Annotated in this window: 1 protein-coding gene; it reads right to left on the bottom strand. The window is 63.7% G+C overall.

The window, feature by feature from the left end:
- Positions 1-10: 10 nt before the first annotated feature.
- On the bottom strand, positions 11-1,138 hold the full coding sequence (locus AC1C2Q_RS18935; RefSeq protein WP_495451387.1) for an IS30 family transposase: 1,128 nt from the start codon (positions 1,136-1,138) through the stop codon (positions 11-13).
- Between the last annotated feature and the right edge of the window lie 120 nt (positions 1,139-1,258).

The following is a 1,258-nucleotide window of genomic DNA, read 5'->3' as shown; positions in this document are numbered from 1 at the left end:
ACCGGCGAGTTCAAGCGGTGTCTGCAACACCGATTTGATTTGTTGGATTTGAGAGTAGCGCGGCAAGGACTTCTGCGGGCGTGCGGTAGCCGTGGCGTTTGCGGGGGCGGCGGTTGAGTTCCGCGGCCACGTTCTCGAGTATCCCTGGCCCGTGGAAGGACAGATCCGTGCTCTTGGGGAAGTACTGGCGCAGCAGCCCGTTCGTGTTCTCGTTGCTGCCGCGTTGCCAGGGCGAGTGTGGATCGCAGAAATAGATCGGCATCCCTGTCGCTGTGGTGATTTCTTGATGCCGCGCCATCTCTGCGCCCTGATCCCAGGTCGTTGATCGGCGTAGCTGTTCCGGAAGTGCATTCATCGCGGTGATCATCGCGTCGGCGACGGTGCGCGCGGTGTGATCATCCGGTAGATGCAGCAGCATCACGTATCCGGTGGTGCGTTCAACGAGGGTGCCTATTGCGGACTTCGACGCTGTCGAGCCGATGATGAGATCCCCCTCCCAGTGCCCGGGAACGGCGCGGTCCTCGATCTCGGGCGGCCGATCAGAGATCATGATCATGTCTTTGAATCTCTGCGGGCGTGGGCCCTCCGGCTGATGCGGGCGGCGGGTCGTGCGTCCAGATCGCAACGCCGCCGCGATCTCCAAGCGCAACGATCCGCGGCCCTGGACGTAGAGGGCCTGGTAGATCGTTTCGTGCGACACCTGCATCTCCGGATTCTCCGGATGCTCGATCTTGAGCCGGCCCGCGACCTGTTGCGGGCTGAAGTGCTCGGTCAGCATCCTGGTGACCTGTTCCCGCAACGCTAACCCGTCCAGCTTGCGCGCCCTCGGCCGGCGAGCTCGCATCCGAGTCTGCTCCTGTGCCAGCGAAGGCACGTACCGACCCGCGATCCGGTTCCGTGTCACTTCCCGGCTGATCGTCGATGGTGACCTTCCCAGCGCCGCGGCGATGCGACGAACCCCTTGGCCTCTGGCGAGCTGAAACCCGATCTCTTCCCGCTCGCGCAACGACAATAGCCCTGCGCGGGCGACACTGAAATCCTGAACCGTCGGAGAAAGCACTTTACGATGCTCGCGCAGCCACCGGTACGCGGTCGCCCGCGACACCCCCGCAGCCCGCGCAGCGACTGCTACCGACAGCCCCGCGTCCAGTCCATCCCAGAACGCTAAACGAACACCCAACGGCGACAATGGTCGAACCATCGAGAACACCCCGCAGAACTCAGGGCGTTGCGCTCACCGCTTGAACTCGCCACCCAT

The organism is Microbacterium sp. Y356 (assembly GCF_059445355.1).
Note: the sequence above shows the minus strand (reverse complement) of the source record. Positions and strands in the feature narration are given on the sequence as shown.